This window comes from Arenimonas soli, assembly GCF_014643775.1.
GTDB classification, from domain to species: Bacteria; Pseudomonadota; Gammaproteobacteria; order Xanthomonadales; family Xanthomonadaceae; genus Arenimonas; species Arenimonas soli.
Map to the genome: position 1 here is coordinate 503,039 of NZ_BMKC01000003.1, position 14,618 is coordinate 517,656.

Annotated in this window: 13 protein-coding genes; 8 read left to right on the forward strand and 5 right to left on the reverse strand. The window is 71.3% G+C overall.

The window, feature by feature from the left end; translation table 11 throughout:
* Positions 1 to 2 precede the first annotated feature (2 nt).
* The 4 genes from lptD to IEX13_RS13025 all read right to left on the reverse strand — a co-directional run bounded on the left by lptD (position 3) and on the right by IEX13_RS13025 (position 4,364).
* On the reverse strand, positions 3 to 2,216 hold the full coding sequence (lptD, locus tag IEX13_RS13010; protein WP_188665176.1) for an LPS assembly protein LptD: 2,214 nt from the start codon (positions 2,214 to 2,216) through the stop codon (positions 3 to 5).
* A gap of 75 nt (positions 2,217 to 2,291) precedes the next feature.
* The gene (locus IEX13_RS13015) at positions 2,292 to 3,209 is read right to left on the reverse strand and encodes a histone deacetylase family protein (RefSeq protein ID WP_188665178.1); all 918 of its coding nucleotides are present in this window, start codon (positions 3,207 to 3,209) and stop codon (positions 2,292 to 2,294) included.
* A gap of 2 nt (positions 3,210 to 3,211) precedes the next feature.
* Positions 3,212 to 3,766 carry a cob(I)yrinic acid a,c-diamide adenosyltransferase gene (locus IEX13_RS13020; RefSeq protein ID WP_188665180.1) on the reverse strand — a complete coding sequence of 185 codons (555 nt, stop codon included), beginning with the start codon at positions 3,764 to 3,766 and terminating at the stop codon, positions 3,212 to 3,214.
* A 7-nt stretch (positions 3,767 to 3,773) separates the two neighbouring features.
* Positions 3,774 to 4,364: a hypothetical protein gene (locus IEX13_RS13025; protein WP_188665183.1), complete on the reverse strand. Its 591-nt coding sequence runs from the start codon at positions 4,362 to 4,364 to the stop codon at positions 3,774 to 3,776.
* Between the two features lie 97 nt (positions 4,365 to 4,461).
* On the opposite strand from IEX13_RS13025, the gene ubiH reads away from it, so the two are divergent.
* Entirely contained in the window at positions 4,462 to 5,673 is a 1,212-nt protein-coding gene (gene ubiH / locus IEX13_RS13030) for a 2-octaprenyl-6-methoxyphenyl hydroxylase (RefSeq protein WP_188665185.1), read from the forward strand.
* A complete protein-coding gene (locus IEX13_RS13035; protein ID WP_188665188.1) occupies positions 5,670 to 6,851 on the forward strand; it encodes an FAD-dependent oxidoreductase in 1,182 nt (393 codons plus the stop codon). The genes ubiH and IEX13_RS13035 overlap by 4 nt, the downstream gene beginning before the upstream one ends.
* 30 nt (positions 6,852 to 6,881) lie before the next feature.
* Here the strand turns inward: IEX13_RS13035 and IEX13_RS13040 are convergent, their stop codons facing one another.
* Positions 6,882 to 8,384, reverse strand: coding sequence for an aminotransferase class III-fold pyridoxal phosphate-dependent enzyme (locus IEX13_RS13040; protein WP_188665191.1), 1,503 nt, complete (start codon positions 8,382 to 8,384; stop codon positions 6,882 to 6,884).
* Positions 8,385 to 8,617: 233 nt separating this feature from the next.
* Here IEX13_RS13040 and IEX13_RS13045 point away from each other — a divergent pair, with 233 nt between their 5' ends.
* The 6 genes from IEX13_RS13045 to tgt all read left to right on the forward strand — a co-directional run bounded on the left by IEX13_RS13045 (position 8,618) and on the right by tgt (position 14,274).
* The gene (locus IEX13_RS13045) at positions 8,618 to 9,538 is read left to right on the forward strand and encodes an ABC transporter ATP-binding protein (RefSeq protein ID WP_188665194.1); all 921 of its coding nucleotides are present in this window, start codon (positions 8,618 to 8,620) and stop codon (positions 9,536 to 9,538) included.
* Entirely contained in the window at positions 9,535 to 10,299 is a 765-nt protein-coding gene (locus IEX13_RS13050) for an ABC transporter permease (protein WP_188665198.1), read from the forward strand. The genes IEX13_RS13045 and IEX13_RS13050 overlap by 4 nt, the downstream gene beginning before the upstream one ends.
* Before the next feature lie 20 nt (positions 10,300 to 10,319).
* Entirely contained in the window at positions 10,320 to 11,450 is a 1,131-nt protein-coding gene (locus IEX13_RS13055; protein ID WP_188665200.1) for a sensor histidine kinase, read from the forward strand.
* Positions 11,447 to 12,049 (forward strand): response regulator transcription factor, encoded by a 603-nt coding sequence (locus IEX13_RS13060; protein ID WP_188665202.1) that lies wholly within the window; start codon positions 11,447 to 11,449, stop codon positions 12,047 to 12,049. Before IEX13_RS13055 ends, IEX13_RS13060 begins: the two co-directional genes overlap by 4 nt.
* 66 nt (positions 12,050 to 12,115) lie before the next feature.
* A complete protein-coding gene (gene queA / locus IEX13_RS13065; protein WP_188665204.1) occupies positions 12,116 to 13,150 on the forward strand; it encodes a tRNA preQ1(34) S-adenosylmethionine ribosyltransferase-isomerase QueA in 1,035 nt (344 codons plus the stop codon).
* A complete protein-coding gene (gene tgt, locus IEX13_RS13070; RefSeq protein ID WP_188665206.1) occupies positions 13,147 to 14,274 on the forward strand; it encodes a tRNA guanosine(34) transglycosylase Tgt in 1,128 nt (375 codons plus the stop codon). Before queA ends, tgt begins: the two co-directional genes overlap by 4 nt.
* Positions 14,275 to 14,618: the final 344 nt, after the last annotated feature.

The window sequence follows — 14,618 nt, forward strand, 5'->3', positions numbered from 1 at the left end:
TATCAACGGGAATAGTCAAGAATAGCATCATCAAGCAGGCGGCCCGTGTTGCGGCCGAAGCTGCCGACGCCGTTCAGTTCGATCTCAAGATAGATGCCGGTGCTCTGCTCGTCGCTGAATTCACGCAGGTAGCGGCGGCCCAGCACCCGGACCGCGACGCAGCAGCTCTTCCATTCGACGCCGGCCAGGGCCTCGAGGCTCTGGCGGTCGCGCAGCGAGTAGTTCCAGCGGCCCAGCAGCGTCCACTGGTCGTGGACCGGCAGCACGAAGGACAGGTCGGTCTGTTCGATGAGGTCGGCGCGGTAGCGGTAGGCGGCGTTCACCAGGCCGCGTTCGCCGAAGCGCCACTGGCCGCGCACGGCGGAAAGCTCGGTGCGCTTGCCGTCGGGGTCCCACTGGTGGGCCAGGCCCAGCGACCAGCGGCTGCTCGGGGACAGGCTGGCCTCGGCGACCCAGGAAGAACCGTCCTCCGGCGGCAGCGATCCCCGGCGGAAATCCACGCGCGGCGGCTCGAAATAATGGATGCGGCCCAGGCCGACGCTGAGCAGCTCACGGCCGTCGCCGGCATCGAGCACCCGGCTGGTGACCGCCACGGTGACCTGGTCGGCGTCGCCGACCCGGTCGGCGCCGGCGAAGCGGTTGTCGCGGAACAGGCCCGGCCAGGAGAAGGTGAGCGGGCGCGCGTCGAACAGCGGCAGGTCGTCCTGGTCGCGGTAAGGCACGTTCAGGTAGTACAGCCGGGGCTCGAGGGTCTGCAGGTAGTTGCCGTCGCCGAAAGTAAACTCGCGCTCGAAGAACGCGCCCATGTCCAGGCTCATCACCGGCAGGCTGCGGTCCGGGTTGTCGTCACCCCCCGGCGGAACCAGCGACCGGTCGAGCGAATACGCGGTGTAGCGCCAGGCCAGGCGTGGGGTCGCGAACCAGGCGGCGCCGCCGAAGGGCAGTTCCACCCAGGGCGTCAGGTCGAGGCGGTTGCCGCCATCCCGGAACTCGGAGTCAAAGCGCACCGCTTCGGCATCGACGCCGGCTTCGATCCATCGCGCGAAGGGCCGGGACCACTGCAGGCGCGCCTCGGGCAGGCGCCGGTAGGGCGTGGCGGAGTCGGGCAGCAGCGGATTGGCGATCTGCCAGCGCTGGACCTGGAGGCTCGCGTCCCAGCCGCGGCCGCGGCCGAACAGGCCCAGCGAGCTCTCGAGCAGGGTGATGGTCGAATTGGGCAGGGAATCACCGAAGTCGGTGAAGTAGTCGTCGTCGCTGACGTGGTTGATGTTGGCGCGCAGGCTCCAGTGCCGGCCCAGGCGGTCGAAGTGGCGCCAGTGCAGCACGCCGCGGTCGTTGCCGGTCAGGTCGTCGTCGGGCAGCCAGGTGCCTTCGAGCTCGCCGCGGGCGTCGCGCCGGCCCAGGTAGCGGAACTGCGCGCCCAGCATCAGGCCGCGGTCGGACAGCCAGCGCGGCGACAGGGTGGCGTCGTAGTTCGGCGCCAGGTTCAGGTAGATCGGCTGCTCGTACTCAAACCCGTTGCGGTCGTCGTGGCCGATGGTCGGGCTGAGCAGGCCGGTGCGGCGACGGTCGTCGATGGGGAAGCGCACCCAGGGCAGCCACAGCAGCGGCACGCCGCCGACCCGCAGGGTGGCGTTGCGTGCGGTGCCGATGCCTTCGGCCTGGTCCACGTCGATGCGGCTGGCGCGGAATTCCCACTGGCGCCGTGCCGGCGGGCAGGTGGAATAGCTGGCGCCCGTGAGCGTGCCTTCTTCGCCGCGCAGTTCGATGCTGTCGGCGCGACCGTTGCCGGCCTGGGTGTTGAACTGGTACTCGACGTCCTGCAGCTGCACCACGTCGCTGCGCTGGTCGCCCTGTACGCCGGCCGCACGCAGGCGCAGGCCGCGGTCCTGGTAGCGGGCCGGGCCTCCGGTGCGGAAGGTTTCCTTGCCGTGGTCGTAGGTCAGCTTCTCGGTGCCCAGCCACTGGTCGCCACGCTGCAGCTCGACCTCGCCGGTGAGCACCGTCACTTCCTGTTCGCTGACGTCCAGGTGCAGGGCGCTGACGTCGGTCGGCGGGTTGGCCGGTGCCTCGCCTTCGGCCGGCAGCGGGCGATACAGCGGCAGCGTGCCGGTGTCGGGACAGAACTCCCAGGCGGGCGGGGCGGGGTCCTGGGCGCGGGCGGCGCAGGCCATGGCCAGGCAGATCGGGAGCAGGCGAAGGGCTGGGCGGCGCACGGGGACTTCCGGGGAAAAGACGCGATAGCTTCGCCCATGCCGCCGGGCGGGGCAACACGGGCCGTGTTGCCGGGTTCAGGCGGCGTCGAGCAAGCCCTGCAGATGGGCCACGCTGCAGGCGCGCAGCGCCGACAGGCTGTAGCCGCCCTCGAGCAGCGACACCAGGCGTCCGCCGGCATGGCGGCCGGCCAGGGCGGCCAGTTCGGCCGACAGCCAGCGGTAGTCGTCGGCTTCCAGCGCCAGGTCGGCCAGCGGGTCGAGGCGGTGGCCGTCGAAACCGGCGGAAACCAGCAGCAGCTGCGGGCGGAAGTCCTCCAGGCGCGGCAGCAGCAGGTCCTGCCAGACGGCCCGGAAGGCCTTGCTGTCGGCGCCGGGCGCCAGGGTGGCGTTCGCGAGGTTGCCGACGCCGCGTTCGGCCGGGTCGCCCGTGTTGGGATAGAGCGGCGACTGGTGCGAGCTGAGGTACATCACCCGCGGGTCGCCGGCGAATATGTCCTGGCTGCCATTGCCGTGGTGCACGTCGAAGTCGGCAATGGCGACCCGGTGCAGGCCGTGCGCGTGCACGGCATGCGCGGCGGCCACCGCCACCGAGTTGAACAGGCAAAAGCCCATGGCGACCCCACGGGTGGCGTGGTGGCCCGGCGGGCGCACGGCGCAGAAGGCCTGCGGGCCTTCGCCGGCCATCACCGCGTCCACGGCGGCCACGCCGGCGCCGGCGGCGCGCAGGGCGGCTTCGGCCGAGCCGGCCGACATGGCGGTGTCCTCGTCCAGGCGGCGCGGGCCGGAGTTGTCGCCGTCCAGCACCTCGGCCAGCAGCGCCGGTGCGTGCACGCGACGCAGGGCGTCGCGGCTGGCGGGCGGTGCCTCGCGCCAGGGCAGGGCCGGGTAGGCGGCGCGCACGGCATGCAGCACGGCTTCGAGCCGCGCAGGGCATTCAGGGTGCCCGGCGCCGGGGTCGTGCGAAAGGCAGGCCGGATGGGTATAGAGCAGCACGCTCAGCCTTTGCGGCGCTCGTGGTTCCAGGTCGTCTCGCCGTGGCCGCTGGCGCGGGCCAGCACCCGGGCAAGCACGAAGAGCAGGTCCGAGAGCCGGTTGAGGTAGCGGATGGCCTGCGGCCGCACCGCGTCGTGGTGCGACAGCGTCACCGTTTCGCGCTCGGCGCGCCGGCAGATCGTGCGTGCCAGGTGGCAGTGCGCGGCCGGCAGGCCACCGCCGGGCAGGATGAAGTCCTTCAGCGGCGGCAGGTCGGCATTGAAGCCGTCGAGCTGCGCTTCGAGCCGGTCGATGTCGGCATCGTGGATGGCCGCGTGGCCCGGGATGCAAAGCTCGCCGCCCAGGTCGAACAGCTGGTGCTGGACCGACACCAGCACCTGGCGGATGTCGTCGGGGATGTCGCAGGCCAGCACGATGCCGATCGCCGAATTGGCCTCGTCGACGGTGCCGTAGGCGGTGACGCGGGCCGAATCCTTGGCCACGCGGGTGCCGTCGCCCAGGCCGGTGCTGCCGTCGTCGCCGGTGCGGGTGTAGATCTTTGACAGGCGGTTGCCCATGACCGGGTCAGTCGGCCAGCTTGCCGGCGCTGGCGGCGCCGGCACGGCGCAGCAGGCTTACCAGCGCATGCGCGACCACGGCCAGGCCCACGTACAGGGCGGTGGTGCCCAGGTAGGGCATGAACCAGTCGGCATAGTTTTTCGCCCAGCCGGCGACGCTGGGGTTGGCCACGGCGTCGGACAGCCAGTAGAAACCGCCCTGCGCGAACAGGTGGCAAACCGCCACGCCCAGCAGCAGCGCCGGCGCCAGGCCGGCCAGCTGGCGCAGTGGCTTGTCCTGGCCGAAGCGGCGCAGGCCGGCGCCGGCCGCCCACAGCGCGAAGTGCGCCGGCAGCAGCATCCAGTAACCCGGGGACACGCAGTAATGGCTCCAGAAGCTGGCGCCGGTGCCGGTGATGACCACGTAGTCCACGGCCACGGCGAGCACCATCAGCGCCGGGAAGGCCCAGCGCACACTGCCGGCCAGGTAGAAGCCGCCCAGCGCGAACACCGCCCAGGACGCGTCGGGCACCATGCCGAAATGGTTCAGCCGCGTGGCGGCCATCAGCAGGGCGAGCGCGGTGAAGACGGCGAGGCGGGAGCGGGTGTTCGAGGTCATGGGCTAAGGATTCCGGAAGGCAACGGCCAGGCCGGCATTCTAGCGGAAGTGCCCGGCCATCGCCGGGCGCTTGTCCCGGGCGGGTATCATGCGCGGCATGTCATCCGACGACGGCTTCGACCACGACATCCTCATCCTCGGCGGCGGCCTGGTGGGGAGCGCGCTGGCCTGTGCGCTCGACGGCCGCGGCTGGCGTGTCGGCCAGGTCGAGGCCAGCGCCCCGGCGGCGGGCGCGCCCGGTTTCGACGAGCGCAAGCTGGCGCTGGCCGCGGCCAGCCTGAATGCATTGTCGGCGCTTGACGTGCTGCCGCGCCTGGCCACGCCGCCGGCGCTGATCCGGCGCGTGCACGTCAGTCGTGCCGGCGACTTCGGCGCCGTGCGCCTTGAAGCCGCCGAGATGGGCCACGAAGCCTTCGGCGGCGTGGTGCTCGCCCGCGAACTGGGCGAGGCGCTGGAATCGCGCCTGGCCACCGTGAAGGGACTGGAGCGTTATCGCCCCGCGACCGTACTTGAGGTGAAGCCCGATGCCGATGGCCCGCGCGTGCGGCTCGACCCGGCCTCCGGTGGCCGCGAGCTGCGCACGCGCCTGCTGGTCGCCGCCGACGGCAGCCGGTCGCTGGCGCGCACCGCCCTGGGTATCGCCGCCAGCGAACACGATTACGGACAAACCCTGGTGGTGTGCAGCCTGGCCACCGAGCGGGCGCCGGACGGCACCGCCTGGGAGCGATTCACCGACCAGGGGCCGGTGGCGCTGCTGCCGATGGCCGGCGGCCACTACGGCGCGATCTGCGCGGTCGCGCGCGACCAGTCAGACGCCGTGCTGGCGCTTTCCGACGCCGCCTACGCCGATTATTTCCAGCAGCGCTTCGGCTGGCGCGCCGGCCGTGTGCGCCGGGTCGGCAAACGCAGCGGCTACCCGCTGGCGCGCATCGTCGCCGACCGTCTGGTCGCGCCACGAGCGGTGCTGATGGGTAACGCCGCACAGTCGATCCACCCGATCGGCGCCCAGGGCTTCAACCTGGGGCTGCGCGATGCGCTGGCCCTGGCCCAGCGGCTCGACGGTGGCGACCCGGGCGACGCCGCGCGCCTGGCCGACTATGCGCAGGCGCGCTGCGAGGACCGCGAGCGCACCCTGGCCTTCAGCGACGGGCTGGCGCGCGCCACCGCCAACGACGGTTTCCCGATGCACGTGCTGCGTTCGCTGGGCCTGCTGGCCCTTGGCCACGTGCCGGGGCTGGCGGCGCCGCTGGCGGCCGGCGCGATGGGCTACCGCGGCCAGGTGCCGGCCCTGTCGAGGCCGACCGCATGAGCCGGCGCGATCCCTTCGACCTCATCGTGGTCGGTGCCGGCGTGGTTGGCGCGGCGGCCGCGCTGGCGGCGGCGCGCGACGGCCTGCGCGTGGCCCTGGTCGAAGCGCATGCGCCGCCGGCCTGGAGTGCCGACGCACCGGACCTGCGTGTTTATGCCTTCGCGCCGGACAATGCCGCGCTGCTGGCGGACCTGGGCGTCTGGGACGACATCCGCGCTAGCCGTGCGATGGCCTACCGGCGCATGCGCGTCTGGGACGCGGCCGGCGGCGGCGAGCTGTGCTTCGACGCCGACGCCTTCGGCCGTCCGGCGCTGGGCCACATCGTTGAACACGCGCTGCTGGTCGACCGCCTGTGGGCGGCCTGCGCCAGCGAAGCCGGCATCCACCGTTATTGCCCCGACAAGCTTGAGTCGATCGAACAGCAGGACGACCTGGCCGCGGTCTGGCTGGCCAGCGGCACCGTGCTGCACGCGCGGCTGGTGCTGGGCGCCGACGGCGCCGCCTCGAAAGTGCGCGCCTGCGCCGGCCTCGATGCCGATGCCCACGATTACGGGCAGCGTGGCCTGGTCGCCTACGTCGGCACCGAGCGTCCGCACGAGGACACGGCCTGGCAGCGGTTCCTGACGACCGGGACGCTGGCCTTCCTGCCGTGCGCGGACGGGCGCTGTTCGATCGTCTGGAGCCTGCCGGCGGCCGAGGCGCAGCGCCTGCTCGATGCCGATGAAGAATCCTTCCGCCGTGAACTCACGCGGGCTTTCGACGCGCGCCTGGGCGAAGTGACCTCGGTGTCGGCGCGCGCGGCTTTCCCGCTGCGCCGCCAGCTGGCCAGCGCGCAGGTGGCCGGGCGCGTCGCGCTGGCGGGCGACGCCGCGCACGTGGTGCATCCGCTGGCGGGGCAGGGCGTGAACCTGGGCCTGCGCGACGTCGCGGCCCTGCGCGCCTCGTGGCGGCAGGCACAGGCGCGCGGCAGCGACTTCGCCAGCCCGCACCGCCTGGCACGCTGGGCGCGCACGCGACGCAGCGAAAACACGCTGGCGGCCTACTCCTTCGAAACCATCAACCGCGCCTTCAGCAACGACGCGATGCTGCCGACCCTGCTGCGCGGCCACGTCCTGGGCCTCGCCGGCCGCATCCCGCCGCTGACCCAGCTGCTGTGGCGCCGGGCGGCGGGGATCTGAGCGCGGCGGATTTCGCCGCGCCCGGAGGAATCAGGCAGCGGCGGCCTGGGTCTTGCGCGGGCCCTTGAGCAGGGCGATGCGGATGTGGTCGATGACCAGGTCGACTTCTTCGCTGGTGACGCCGAAGTGCGGCGTGAAGCGCAGCGAGTTGGTGCCGCCGTGGATGACGCCGATGCCGCGCTCGCGCATGAATTCTTCGGTCGAACCGGCGCCGTAGCACTTGTACGACGGGTCGAGTTCGCAGGAGAACAGCAGGCCGGTGCCCTGGACCTTGGTGATCAGGCCATTGCCCAGTTCGTCGCGCAGCTTGGCCAGCTTGTCCAGGAATTCCTGGCCGCGTTCGCGGATGTTGGTGCGCAGCTCGGGCGTCAGGGCGTCGAGCATGGCCGCGGCGATGTCCAGCGCGCGCGAGTTGGCGGTCATGGTGTTGCCGTACACGCCCTTGCGGTACAGGCCGGCGGCGCGTTCGTTCACGGCCAGGACCGACAGCGGGTACTGGCCGCCGTTGAGCGCCTTGGAATAGGTTTCCATGTCCGGTGCCTCGAGTTTTTCGAAGCCCGGGTAGTCAACGATGGACAACACGCCGTGGGCGCGCAGGCCGGCCTGGATGGAATCGACCAGCAGCAGGGTGCCGTGGGCCTTGGTCAGTTCGCGCGCGGCGGCGTAGAACTCCGGCGGCACGGCGCGGCCCGGGTCGCCTTCGCCCATCACCGGCTCCAGGAACATCGCCTCGATGTACCAGCCGTTGGCGTCGGCGTCGGCGAAGACCTGCTTGAGGCCCTCGATGGAATAGGGTTCGACGATGAGCAGCTGGTCGTTGTGGTGCTGGTAGCTGGCCAGGTGCTGCAGGTAGGTCTTGCGGCTTGAATCGGAGTACAGCGCCGGCAGTTCGGTGCGGCCGTGGAAGGCGCCCTTCACCGCGACGCGCTTGACGCGCTTGCCGGCGTGGCGGCCACCGGCGTCGGTGTGCAGCTTGGCGTTGACGTCGGCGATGCGGCCGGCCAGCGACACCGATTCCGAACCCGAGTTCAGGCACAGGAACTTCGCGAACGGGCAGTCGCCGCGGGTGTGGCCGATTTCCTTGCGCAGGGCGCGCGCGGCGCGCAGCTGCGACAGCGACGGCGTCATGATGTTGGCCATGACCTGCGGCCGCGACATCGCCGCCAGCAGCGGCGCCGGCGTGTGGCCAAGGCCCAGCATGCCGTAGCCACCGGAGTCGTGGACCACCGCACCCTTGAGCGTGACCACCCAGGGGCCGCGCGCGGCGAGGGCGACGTAGGGGTTGATGGCGTCGTCGGGGTAGAAGTTGACGAAGTTGCCCTGCACGGCTTCCACCTGGGCCTGTTCGTCGAGGTCGAGCAGGTCGGCGAACTCCGCGGCGATCGCGTCGTGCGCTTCCACGGCGGCCTTCGCGGCTTCCACCAGCTCGGGGAAACGACCGGCGAGCCTGAGCAGGCTTTCGTCGTCGAGACCGGGGGTGCGGACGGTGCCGGCGTGCTTGCGCAGCGGGGCGAGGATTTCGATCACGTTCATGGCGTTCTCCGGACCCAAAACAAAACGCGAGGTGGGCCCTCGCGCGTCGGGTCTTGCGTTGAAAATCAAAGACTTGTGGCCGATATTACCACCGCGCCCGGGGCCGCGTAACCCCCGGGCGTTTGAATTTCCGGGTCGCGGATGACAGCTGTCACCCGGCCTGGCTGATGACCGCCACTGCTCCGGCCGGGGCCGGCGCCGGAGACTGCGGGCAGGCCACCAAGGAGCCCGCCATGTCCGTTTCCACCCTTCCCCGCCCCGTACTGGCCCGCCTCGCCGGTGCCCGGAAATCCTATGGCCCGGTGCAGGCCCTGGCCGGGGTCGACCTGGTCGTGCGTGCCGGCGAAGTGCTGGCCGTGCTGGGCGCGAACGGCGCCGGCAAGACCACGGCCCTGGGCCTGCTGACCGGCCGGATCGGCGCCGATGCCGGCACGGTCGAACTGTTCGGCCAGGACCCGCGTCGCCCGGAGGTGCGCCGGGGCATCGGCGTGATGCTGCAGGACGGCGACCTGCCCGACACCCTGCGCGTGGCCGAACACATCCGCCTGTACTCGAGCTACTACCCGGCGCCGCGGCACCTGGACGAAACCCTTGAACTGGCCGGGCTTACCGACCTGGCGCGCCGCCCTTATGGCGCTCTGTCGGGCGGGCAGAAGCGGCGCGTGCAGTTTGCGCTGGCGATCTGCGGCCGCGCGCCGCTGCTGTTCGTGGACGAACCGACGGTCGGCCTGGACGTCGAAGCGCGCCGCGGATTCTGGGCGGTCATCCGGCGCCTGCGCGACGAGGGCACGGCGATCGTGCTCACCACCCATTACCTGGAAGAAGCCGACGCCCTGGCCCAGCGCATCGTGTTGATGGCCGGCGGCCGGGTGCTGGCCGAAGGCAGCCCTGCGCAGATCAAGTCACGCGCCGAGGGCAAACGCATCAGCGCGCGCAGCCGCCTGGCCGCCGCCGACCTTCGCCAGTGGCCGGGCGTGGCCAGCGCACGTGAACACGAAGGCCGCGTGGAGCTGGTGAGCAATGACACCGAAGTCCTGCTGCGCCGCTGGCTGGCCGCCGACACCACGCTTGCCGACCTCGAGGTGCGGCCCCTGCCGCTCGAGGACGCCGTGCTTTCGCTTACCGCCGAGTCTTCGATGGAGGAAACCGCATGAACACGCTCGCCCACGCCGCGCCTTCGCTGTGGCGCATCCAGGCGCTGGAAGCCTGGTTCGAATTCCTGCGCGTGCTGCGCACCCCGGCCTTCGCGATCCCGTCGCTGGCCTTCCCGGTGGTGTTCTACGTGCTTTTCGCGATCCTGCTGCCGGGGCAGTGGGGCGACTACCAGAAGTCGGCCTACCTGCTGGCCACTTATGGCGCCTTCGGCGTGATCGGCCCGGCCCTGTTCGGCTTCGGCGTCGGCCTGGCGATCGAGCGAGAGAACGGCTGGCTCGAACTCAAGCGCGTGTCGCCGATGCCGGCCTTCGCCTATTTCCTGGCCAAGATATTCATGAGCCTGGTGTTCGGGCTGGCGGTGCTGTGCCTGCTGTCCATCGCCGCCATCGGTTTCGGCGGCGTGCGCGTCGACCCGGTGGTCTGGCTGAAGCTGGTGGCGGTGCTGCTGTTGGGCACGGCGCCGTTCTGCGCGCTGGGCCTGCTGATCGGCACCCTGGTCAAGGGCCAGGCGGCGGTGGCCATCGTCAACCTGGTCTACCTGCCGATGTCGGTGCTGTCGGGCCTGTGGATGCCGCTGTTCGCCTTCCCGGTGCTGGTACAGAAGCTGGCGGTGGTCTGGCCGGCCTGGCACCTGGCGCAGATGGCCCTGGGCGTGATCGGCCAGATTCAAGGCGTGAACTACGGCCTGCACGCGGTCGTGCTGGCCGGCATGACGGTGGCGCTGCTGGCGCTGGCGGCGTACCGCATGCGCCGGCTTTGAATCGGCTAAGGTCGCCCCTGATGGAACGCCTGGCCCACCACGAATCGGCGCCGCCGCCCAGTCGCAGCGACGACATCCACGACAGCCCCTGGGTCACCCTGGCCTACCTGCTGTTCGTGTTCGTGCCGCTGGCCTTCCTGCCGGACCCGATGCGCGCGCTGCTGGCCAGCGCACTGGCGATCGCGGTGTTCCTGCCGCTGCACTTTGGCTTCTACCACTCATCGTCCTCGGTCCGCCCCTGGCTGGTGCTGGCCGTGGCCCTGGTTGGCTACGGCCTGGTGCCCTACAACCCCGGCGGCAACACCTTCCTCATCTACGCCTGCGCCATGGCCGGCTGGTCGTTCCGCCCGCGCATCGCAGCGCTCGTGGCGGCGGCGCTGGTCGCGCTGCTGGCCGCGGAGTTCTGGTGGGTGATGCCGACGGTGCGGCTGGCCGTGGCCTGGGCCGGCATGGCCGCGGTGGTCGGCGGGCTGGTGCTGGCGGGCACCCTGTATTCGCGGGAAAGATCCCGGCGCAATTCCGAGCTTCGGCTCACCCAGCAGGAAGTCGCGCGCCTGGCCGCCATGGCCGAGCGCGAACGCATCGGCCGGGACCTGCACGACCTGCTGGGGCACACCCTGTCGCTGGTGGCGATCAAGAGCGAACTGGCCGGCCGCCTGGTCGATCGCAGCCCGCTGGAGGCAAAGGCCCAAATGGCGGAGGTCGAATCGGTGGCGCGCAAGGCGCTGGCGCAGGTGCGCGAGGCCGTGGCCGGCATCCGCGCCACCGGCCTGGAGGCCGAACTGGCGGCGGCGCGGCTGGCCCTGCTGTCGGCGGAAGTGCGGCTGGACCAGCGCATCGCGCCGGTGGCGCTATCGCCCGAGGCCGAGTCGGTGCTGGCCCTGGGACTGCGCGAGGCCGTGACCAACATCCTGCGCCACGCCCAGGCCCAACGGGTGGACGTCGAACTGAGCGCGGATGCCGGCGGCGTGCAGCTATTGATCAGCGACGACGGCCGCGGCGGTACCATCGAACCCAATACCGGCCTGGCCGGCATGCGCGAACGCCTGGTCGCCCTGGGCGGTGGCCTGCAGTACGACTCCACGCCAGGCTCCGGCACCCGCCTGGTGCTCAGCCTGCCGCGCCCGGCCCTGCAGGGGCCGAACCCGTGATCCGCCTGGTGCTGGCCGAGGACCAGGGCATGGTGCGCGGCGCGCTGGCCGCGCTGCTGGGCCTGGAGCCCGACCTGCAGGTCGTGGCCGAAGCCGGCGACGGCGACGCCGCCTGGCAGGCGGTGCAGGCGCACCAGCCCGACCTGCTGGTCACCGACATCGAAATGCCCGGCCTGACCGGCCTGGACCTGGCCCTGAAGCTGCAGGCCGCGCAGCTGCCGACCCGCGTGGTGATCCTCACGACGTTCGCCCGCGCCGGTTACCTGCGCAGGGCGCTGGAGGCCGGCGTGCGCGGTTACCTGCTGAAGGACGCGCCTTCGGCCCAACTGGCGCGCGCCCTGCGCGAAGTGCATGCCGGTGGCCGCGCCATCGACCCGCAGCTGGCGGTCGCCGCCTGGGGCGAGGACGACCCGCTGACCGAACGCGAACGCCAGGTGCTGCGCCTGGCCGGCGAGGGCGTGAAGACCGCCGACATCGCCGACCGCCTGCACCTGAGCCAGGGCACGGTGCGCAATTACCTGTCCGAAGCGATCGGCAAGCTCGGCGCCGAGAACCGCATCGAGGCCTACCGCAGCGCCCGCGCCAAAGGCTGGCTGTAGCTGCCGGGGCGGGGCCGCGCGCGCCAATTGGGCGATAATGCCGGCCCGCCACGCCCCGACGCCGCCTTGAAGAAGTCCGATTTCCATTTCGACCTGCCGCCCGAGCTGATCGCCCAGGCGCCGCTCGCCGAACGTTCCGCCAGCCGCCTGCTGGTGGTGCCGCCGGGGCAGGGCGCCTATGAAGATCGCCAGGTGCGCGACCTGCCGGACTACCTGCAGGCGGGCGACCTGCTGGTGTTCAACGACACGCGGGTGATCCCGGCCCGCCTGTTCGGCATCAAGGACAGCGGTGGCCGCGTGGAAATCCTGCTCGAGCGCTTGCTGGGCGGGCACGAGGTGCTGGCCCAGGTCGGCGCCAGCAAGTCGCCCAAGCCCGGTGGCCGCATCACGCTCGACGAAGGCACGGTGCTGGAGGTGATCGGCCGCGATGGCGAGTTCTACCGCCTGCGCTTCCTCACCGACGAGCCGCTGGAAAAACTGCTGCTGCGCGCCGGCCGCATGCCGCTGCCGCCCTACATCCAGCGCGAGGCCGGCCGCGAGGACCTCGAGCGCTACCAGACCCTGTTCGCCCGCCACACCGGCGCGGTGGCCGCGCCCACCGCCGGCCTGCACTTCGACCAGCCGCTGTTGGCGGCGCTGCAGGGCAAGGGCGTGAACTTCGGCCACGTCACCCTGCACGTGGGCGCGGGCACCTTCCAGCCGATGCGCGTGGAGTCGGTGCGCGAACACAAGATGCACAGCGAGTGGCTCAATGTTGGCGCCGAACTGTGCCAGCAGGTGGCGCGCACCCGCGCCGCCGGCGGCCGGGTGGTGGCGGTCGGCACGACGGTGGTGCGGGCGCTGGAAACCGCGGCCCGCGACGGCGGCCTCAGGCCCTACGCCGGCGACACCAACATCTTCATCTTCCCGGGCCACCGCATCACCACCGTGGATGCGCTGGTCACCAATTTCCACCTGCCGGAAAGCACGCTGATGATGCTGGTCTCCGCCTTCGCCGGGCGCGAGCGCGTGCTGGCCGCCTACGCCCACGCCGTGCGCGAGCGCTACCGCTTCTTCAGCTACGGCGACGCCATGCTGCTGTTCCCGGAGGGCGCGGAGTGAGCCGCATGCGCTTTCAACACCTCGGCGGCGACGGCCTGGCCCGCCGCGGCCGCCTGCATTTCCCGCGCGGCACGGTGGAAACGCCGGCCTTCATGCCGGTGGGCACCTACGGCACGGTCAAGGCGATGCTGCCCGAAACCCTGCGCGAGATCGGCGCCGAGATCATCCTGGGCAATACCTTCCACCTTTGGCTGCGGCCGGGCATGGAGGTGATCCAGGCGCATGGCGGCCTGCACGGTTTCTGCAAGTGGAACGGGCCGATCCTGACCGACAGCGGCGGTTTCCAGGTGTGGTCGCTGGCCAAGCGCCGCAAGATCAGCGAGGAAGGCGTGGCCTTCGCTTCGCCGACCGACGGTGCCAAGGTGTTCCTGTCGCCCGAGGTCAGCATGCAGGTGCAGCGCGCGCTGGACTCGGACATCGTGATGATCTTCGACGAATGCACGCCGTACCCGGCGACCGAGCCGGTGGCGCGCACGTCGATGGAGCTGAGCCTGCGCTGGGCCGAGCGCAGCAAGCGGGCGCACGAGGGCAACGACGCGGCGCTGTTCGGCATCGTGCAGGGAGGGACCTGGCCGGAGCTGCGGTCGCGCTCGGCGGCGGGGCTGGTGGACATCGGGTTCGATGGTTATGCGGTGGGCGGGCTGGCGGTGGGCGAGCCGCCCGAGGAGCGCGACGCGACGCTCGACGCGCTGTGCCCGCAGCTGCCGGCCGACAAGCCGCGTTACCTGATGGGCGTGGGCAAGCCCGAGGACATCGTGGAGGCGGTGGCGCGCGGCATCGACATGTTCGACTGCGTGATGCCGACCCGCAATGCGCGCAACGGCCACTATTTCGTACGCGGTGGCCAGGTGCGCATCCGCAACGCGCAGTACGAAAAGGACCTGCGCCCGATCGAGGAAGGCTGCAACTGCTATACCTGCCGCAGTGGTTATTCGCGCGCCTACCTGCGCCACCTGGAGCGCTGCAACGAAATCCTGGCCTCGATGCTGGCCACCATCCACAACCTGCACCACTACCAGCAGCTGATGCGCGACATCCGCGCCGCCATCGAAGCCGGCCGTTTCCAGGACTTCCGCGCCGCCTTCCACGCCGCCCGCGCCGCCCAGCCCGCCCCTCCCCTGTAGCAGCGCCTTCAGGCGCGAATCTTTAGCCTTAAGGGAGGGACTTCCGTCCCGAGGCCCTTGGTCTTGGCCTTCGGCCAAGCAAGGCGCCTTAGTCGCAGCTGCCGCGAGTGGAGGCGCCGCGTCTTCGCCCCGGCCGACACGCCGCAAGTACGTCCATGTAGGCTCTTCGTCGACATCCATGTCTCCGAAGGTCGGCCGGGGCGAAGACGCGACACCTCCTCAACGCCACGTGGAGGCCGATGGGAGAGCGGCTCCCCGGCAAATCGGGGCGATGCCCAGAGCTTGCGGCGCGGGCGCGCGTTGCGCTGTTGATCTCCTGGCGGCCCCGACGCTCATTCCAGGAG